The following is a 6,443-nucleotide window of genomic DNA, read 5'->3' on the forward strand; positions in this document are numbered from 1 at the left end:
ATCGACGCCCAGCTGGCCGCCTCCGTGGCCGACGCCTACCGGGCGCTGCGCAAGCTGCAGCACCAGTTGCGCCTGCAGGGGCAGGACCTGGCCCGGGTGGAACCGGAGCGGGTCCAGCTGCACGCGGAAAATGTCCGCCGCCTGTGGCGCTCCATCTTCCAGGACGCCGGTTAGCAGGGCAAGCAGGCACTGCCGCGACCGTTCCCTGGCACGCCGTGGCGTGTGCCGGGCACGCCTGGAAGGCCACTTTTTTCTCCCGTCAGCGCGTCCATCGGCGACGTTGACGGCGCCGGTTGTCGCGTAATTACCACAACGAAGCGCAGGACCCCGGCACCGCGCGCCAGCGCCGCCGCCGCCCTCGCGCCACGTCCTGGCGGCGCCCCGTTAGCGCCATGTGGCCGCAGGCTTTTTATGCCTCGCCATTCAAAAAGAAAATATCCACTATATTCTCCACCGCAATCCGTTCTAAAACAGAGACGGCCATTCTTATTCTATTTTCCTTCCATAAAATAAATAAATAGCGCCATGCCCATTTCCTGTTTACCTGGAAATATCCGGCAATGAGATTCGCTGACGATATTCGCGCGCCACGCAATATGAACGCCTTATTTTCCCGGTGAAACAACTATTCCATGCCCATCGCCAGTCCCCCTGCCGGTGCGGCCCGGTATCGGCATGCAACATCGCCTAAGGAAGCCCTCCCTCTCCAGGCATTTGCAAAATGCTATTTTAAGTTTCAAAATGGAAATTAAACCCTGCAAAAACAGCAAAAACGCGGGTCTTTATTTGTTTCTTTATATGTTCCTGGCCTTTAACCTGAGGAAATAATGTCAATTATGCAAAATCATAATGGCAAATGAAAGCAGTGCATCCTCAATGAAGAAGCATCGAGCAATTCCAGTCGCCCTCCTCCGATATTGTCTATACATTCAATCGCGCGCCCTGGTACCGGCAAAGCGCGAAGGTTTTTTATTCCAGATAAACATTTTCCGCTGCGAGCATCAGGCACGACAACATTCATGTCGCCCATCATGAAAAAAAGCACCCCTGCAAATAAATAATAATTATGCAAGTTGTTGTTATTTTTAAAGATTGTAAGTATTAAATTGACTTGAAACTTGTGCCTAGGTACAGTCGATCGTCGTAAAGTTTTTTAAAAAATAATTATTAACTTACAACACAAGGGATTCGAAAATGCTTAAGGAAACAGTTCTTTCACGCTCGATCAGACTGGTGTGTGCGGGCAGTATCGCGCTCACCATGCACTCCGCATTTGCTCAGACAGAAGATGACAATGTCACCAAGGTGCAAGTCACTGGTTCGCGCCTGACTTCGCCCAATGCCGTATCGCCATCGCCGCTGCAAATCCTGACGTCGGCCGATATCGCCGCCTCGGGTGCCACCAACCTGCAAGAATTGCTGCTGAAAAACCCGACTCTGGGCGCCCCATCCATCAGCCGTACCAACTCCAATTTCCAGACCGCCAGCGTCGGCGTCGCCACGATTGACCTGCGCAACCTGGGCACTTCGCGTACCCTGGTGCTGGTCAACGGCCGCCGTTTCGTCGCCGGTGTTCCCGGCGAATCCGCCGTCGACATGAACACCATCCCGACCGACTTCATCGAGCGCGTCGAACTGCTGACCGGTGGCGCCTCGGCCGCCTATGGCTCGGATGCCGTGGCCGGCGTGGTCAACATCATCCTGAAGCGCAACTTCAACGGCGTGCTGGTCGACGCATCGCTGGGTCAAAGCGATTACCACGATGACTCGAAGAAAAAACTGGCCGTGACCTTCGGCACCACCAGCGCCGACGGCTCCAGCAATATCATGGGCCACTTCGGCTACTCGAAACAAGGCGCCGTGTACTCGCGCAACCGTCCGGGCACCGATGTCGACAACCAGTCGCTGGGCACGCTCACGGGCGATCCGGCCGACATCTTCACGCCGGAAACACCCTTCTACTCGGGCATCGCGCCGCAAGGCCGTTTCCTGTACGGCTCCGGCAAGACGGCGGGCGACTTCACCTATGACCGCGCCGGCAACATCATTCCCTGGTCCACCAACGGCTCGGCCACCCAGGCTGCAACCGGCTACAACCGCAATGCGCTGCGCACGATCGCCGTGCCGACGGAACGTTTCCTGTTCGCCACGAACGGCAACCATGCCTTCGACGAAAACCACAGCGCCTTCTTCGAAGGCACCTACGCGTCGACCAAGGTCACCTCGCGCATCGAGCCGTTCGGCCTGCAATCGAAGGATATCTTCCCGACCGCTGGCGCAGTGCCGGTCGGCAGCATGGTCAACGGCGTCCTCGTGCGCAATCCGCTGGTGCCGCAGTACCTGTATGACCGCGCCACCGACACCAATGGCGATGGCATTCCGGACTACACCTTCTCGCGCCGCCTGTCCGAAGTGGGCACGCGTGGCAATACGGCGGAACGCGACACCTTCCGCCTGGCGACAGGCCTGAAAGGCACGATCAAGGACTGGAACTATGAAGCCTTCGTATCGTACGGCAAGACCAAGGAAGCACAGAACTCGACCGGCCAGGTCAATGTCATGAGCTTCCGCAACGCCTTGCTGGCGATTCCTGATGGCAAGGGCGGTGCAATGTGCGCGGATCCGATCGCGCGTCTGCAAGGCTGCGTACCCGTGAATCTGTTCGGCTTCAATTCCATTTCGCCGGAAGCCCTGAAATATGTGACGGCGCCAGGCTCCCTGATCACGTCAACCACGCAAAAAGTGGCTGGCGGTAACTTGAGCGGCGAGTTGTTCCAGTTGCCAGCAGGCAAAGTTGGCCTGTCGGGCGGCGTCGAATGGCGTCAGGAAGAATCGAGCAGCGTGGCCGATCCGCTGACCCAGGCAGGCTTGAACGCCGGCAATGCCGCGCCACCGACCTACGGCAAATTCAATGTCAAGGAAGCCTACCTGGAAACCCTGGTACCGCTGCTGAAAGACAAGTTCCTGGCCAAGCAGCTGGACTTCCGTGCCGCCTACCGCGTCGGTGACTACTCGACGGTCGGCCACACCAACAGCTGGAACACGGGCCTGGAATGGGCGCCGACGTCGGACGTGAAATTCCGTGCCACGCGTTCGATTTCGACCCGCGCACCGAATATCAACGAACTGTATTCGCCAGCGAGCCAAACCTTCCCGCCAGGCATCTCGGATCCGTGCAAAGGCGTCACCGCGACGTCCACCACGGAATTCTCGGCAGGCTGCCGCGCCGATCCTAACGTGTTGGCCAATATCCAGGCCAATGGCGTGTTCACGCAAACCCAGTCGGACCTGCAAGGCATCAGCGGCTACGATCGCGGCAATCCGAACCTGAAGGCGGAACAAGGCCGTTCGACGACCGTCGGCGTGGTACTGACCCCGCGTTCGATCCCGATGCTGAGCAAGTTCACCTTCACGGCGGATTACTTCGACATCAAGATCTCCGATGCCATCGTCAGCACGCCACGCCAGTACTCGCTGAGCCAGTGCTATGGCGGCGGCAATCCTGAGCTGTGCAAATTCATCACGCGTCGCACTGCTACCGGTGGCGGCAACAACATCGGTACGCTCAGCTACATCGATTCGGCCGTCTCGAACAGCGGTGGCCTGGGCACCGAAGGTATCGACTTGACCGCTTCGTGGGCAGATATGGTCGGACCAGGCCGCCTGACCGCGAAGATGCAATACACCTACGTAAAAGAGGGTTATGTCATTCCTCTGAAGGGCGAAGACAAGGATCCGTTTGCTGGCGAAGTCGGTGCAGCCAAGAACAAGGCTAACCTGAACCTGGCCTACAAATGGGGCAGCTTCGGCATCAGCAGCACCACGACCTACATCGGCCGTTCGTCGCTGGATGACCAGTTCCTGGCGCAGCTCGACCTGCCAGCGAACTCGCTCAAGGTTGGTTCGCGTACCTACCAGGACTTCCAGCTCACGTTCGACGTGAAGAAACAAGTGCAGCTGTACCTGGGTATCGACAATGCCTTCGACACGTCGGCACCACCGATCCTGAGCGGTTTGCCAGGCAACAGCACCGGTACCAACACGGATGCCGGCACGTATGATGCCATCGGCCGCCGCTACTATGCCGGTCTGCGCGTGACGATGTAATCCTGCAGCGGATGGACGGCGTCACCGCCTTCCATCCCCGCAACGACGGCGCGCTACGGTGCGCCGTTTTCTTTTCCGCAAAAGAAACGACAGGAACTGGATATGAAAAAATTATTACTGTTGCTGGCAGTGTGCGGCCCGGCCCTGGCCGACGATGCGGCAACCCTGCACTGCCGCACGCTCAAGGAGGGCGCGGCGCGCCTGGCCTGCTATGACGCCATGCCCGTCGGTGCCGCGCCAGCCGCGGCGGTGGCCGTGGCGCCCAGGACGGTGGAACAACAAAAACAGGCCTTCGGCATGGAAGGCAAGCAAAAACGCGCCGTCGATGCCATGCCGGCGCCGCAACTGGCCAGCCTGGACAGCCATATTCCCGGCAAGTTCGAGGGCTGGCAGCCAGGGCAGACCATCACCCTGGCCAATGGCCAGCGCTGGAGAGTCGTCGACGGCAGCGATGGCGTGGTGGTCGGCAAGGACTTGAAAGTCACCCTGGTGCGCGGCATGCTGGGCGCCATCTTCCTGGACATCGAAGGCGCTTCCCGCTCGCCCAAGGTGGTGCGCATCCAGTAGCATCGAGCAGGCTGGCGCCATTGCCGCGCAGCGTGCCCTGATGATAGCCCGCGACGGCCGCGGGGCGTATGATAGGGATCAACGCTGTCTTGCCAAAGGAAACTTTTTTCCATGCCCTTGCATTACCTGTCACGCCTGAGCGGCGCCGCGCGCGACCAGCACGCCAACCTCCAGCTGGGCTGCGTGCTGGCGCTGGTGGCCGGTGCCGTGAATGCGGGCGGTTTCCTCGCCATCGGCGGCTATACCTCGCACATGACGGGCATCGTCTCGGGCATGGCCGACGACCTGGCGCTGGGTAATGTCACGCTGGCGCTGGCCGCCCTAGGCGCCTGGCTGGCCTTTGTCAGCGGCGCCGCCGTGACGGCCATCATGGTGAACTGGGGCAAGCGCCGGCGCCTGCACAGCCAGTTCGCCGCCAGCCTGCTGCTGGAAGCGGCGCTATTACTGCTGTTCGGGCTGACGGGCAATTACCTGGCCGCCATGCCCGATGTGCTCGGTCCCGTCACCATCTTGCTGCTGTGCTTTGTGATGGGCTTGCAGAACGCCATCATCACCAAGATCTCGGGCGCCGTCATCCGCACCACCCACGTGACTGGACTGTCCACCGATATCGGCATCGAACTGGGCAAGATGGCGTATTACAACCGGCGCCAGCTGCCGGACCGCGTCGTCAAGGTCAACCGCGGCAAGCTGAAAACGCACAGCCTGCTGATCGCCTGCTTCTTCATGGGCGGCGTCAGCGGCGCGCTATCCTTCAAGCACATCGGCTTTCCTGCCGCCACCATCATCCTCGCCGGCGTGCTGACCCTGCTCTCCGGCGTGCCCGTACTGCGCGACCTGCGCCTGCTATGGCGCTTCTACCGGCGCCGCCTGCACGCCCACACCTTGCGTTAGCATAAATATTTTTCTTTATAGCAATAATTTATTGGTTTTAATGCTAATATTTTTCTGCGCCACGGCAAGCGCATCACGCGTGCCGTGGCGGCCTTTTGATTCGACACCCTACCGTTGTCCAATTCTGAAAGCGAGAAAAATGATTTCCATCAAAAAAGCCCTGTTTGTCTTTGCCGCCGCTGTCGGCATCGCCGCGTCCTTCTCCAGCACGGCCGCCGTGCGCGCATGGATTCCTTCGGATAGCTGCGACTACATCCTCAACAGCTGTTACCAGGGCAATCAGGAATCCTGCGAACGCTGGTTCCACCAATGCCAGCACCTTGGCGCCGACGACTAAGCAGACGAAAAAAAACGCCCCGCAGGGCGTTTTTTTATGCGGTCAAAAAATTACTTGGCCGACATCAGTGCGACGGTGGTGTCCAGCATGCGGTTCGAGAAACCCCACTCGTTGTCGTACCACGACGATACTTTCACCAAACGGCCCGAGACCTTGGTCAGGGTCGAATCGAAGTTCGACGACGCCGGGTTGTGGTTGAAATCGATCGATACCAGCGGTTCGGTCTGGTACGTCAGGATGCCTTCCAGGGCGCCTTCCGAAGCGGACTTCATCAGCGCGTTGACTTCTTCCACGGTGGTGTCGCGCTTGGCGATGAAGGACAGGTCGACCAGCGAGACGTTGATGGTCGGCACGCGGATGGCGAAGCCGTCCAGCTTGCCATTCAGCTCAGGCAGCACCAGGCCCACGGCGGCAGCGGCGCCCGTCTTGGTCGGGATCATGCTCATGGTGGCCGAACGGGCGCGGCGCAGGTCTTCATGCATCACGTCGGACAGCACCTGGTCGTTGGTGTAGGCGTGCACGGTGGTCATCAGGCCCG

Annotated in this window: 4 protein-coding genes and 1 pseudogene; 4 read left to right on the forward strand and 1 reads right to left on the reverse strand. The window is 59.5% G+C overall.

Features of this window, described 5'->3' with window-relative positions; all coding sequences use genetic code 11:
* Positions 1-1,260: 1,260 nt before the first annotated feature.
* The 4 genes from EBS11_RS27740 (at position 1,261) to EBS11_RS27755 (ending at position 5,905) form a co-directional block, all read left to right on the forward strand.
* Positions 1,261-4,107, forward strand: coding sequence for a TonB-dependent receptor (locus tag EBS11_RS27740; protein WP_290608652.1), 2,847 nt, complete (start codon positions 1,261-1,263; stop codon positions 4,105-4,107).
* 102 nt (positions 4,108-4,209) lie between these two features.
* Complete coding sequence (locus EBS11_RS27745; protein ID WP_290608654.1) at positions 4,210-4,674, forward strand: hypothetical protein; 465 nt, start codon at positions 4,210-4,212, stop codon at positions 4,672-4,674.
* Positions 4,675-4,785: 111 nt separating this feature from the next.
* A complete protein-coding gene (locus tag EBS11_RS27750) occupies positions 4,786-5,568 on the forward strand; it encodes a YoaK family protein (RefSeq protein WP_290608655.1) in 783 nt (260 codons plus the stop codon).
* A 139-nt stretch (positions 5,569-5,707) separates the two neighbouring features.
* Complete coding sequence (locus EBS11_RS27755) at positions 5,708-5,905, forward strand: hypothetical protein (RefSeq protein WP_290608657.1); 198 nt, start codon at positions 5,708-5,710, stop codon at positions 5,903-5,905.
* Positions 5,906-5,955: 50 nt separating this feature from the next.
* On the opposite strand, the pseudogene EBS11_RS27760 reads toward EBS11_RS27755, so the two are convergent.
* Positions 5,956-6,443 (reverse strand): annotated as a pseudogene (locus tag EBS11_RS27760) (erythrose-4-phosphate dehydrogenase); the annotation flags it as partial.

Source organism: Janthinobacterium sp. (assembly GCF_009923995.1).
Lineage (GTDB): Bacteria > Pseudomonadota > Gammaproteobacteria > Burkholderiales > Burkholderiaceae_D > Janthinobacterium.

Bases quoted from the DNA above. Each gene is read 5' to 3' on its own strand.
- EBS11_RS27740 (WP_290608652.1), top strand. From the start codon at position 1,261: ATGCACTCCGCATTTGCTCAGACAGAAGATGACAATGTCACCAAGGTG.
- EBS11_RS27745 (WP_290608654.1), top strand. From the start codon at position 4,210: ATGAAAAAATTATTACTGTTGCTGGCAGTGTGCGGCCCGGCCCTGGCC.
- EBS11_RS27750 (WP_290608655.1), top strand. From the start codon at position 4,786: ATGCCCTTGCATTACCTGTCACGCCTGAGCGGCGCCGCGCGCGACCAG.
- EBS11_RS27755 (WP_290608657.1), top strand. From the start codon at position 5,708: ATGATTTCCATCAAAAAAGCCCTGTTTGTCTTTGCCGCCGCTGTCGGC.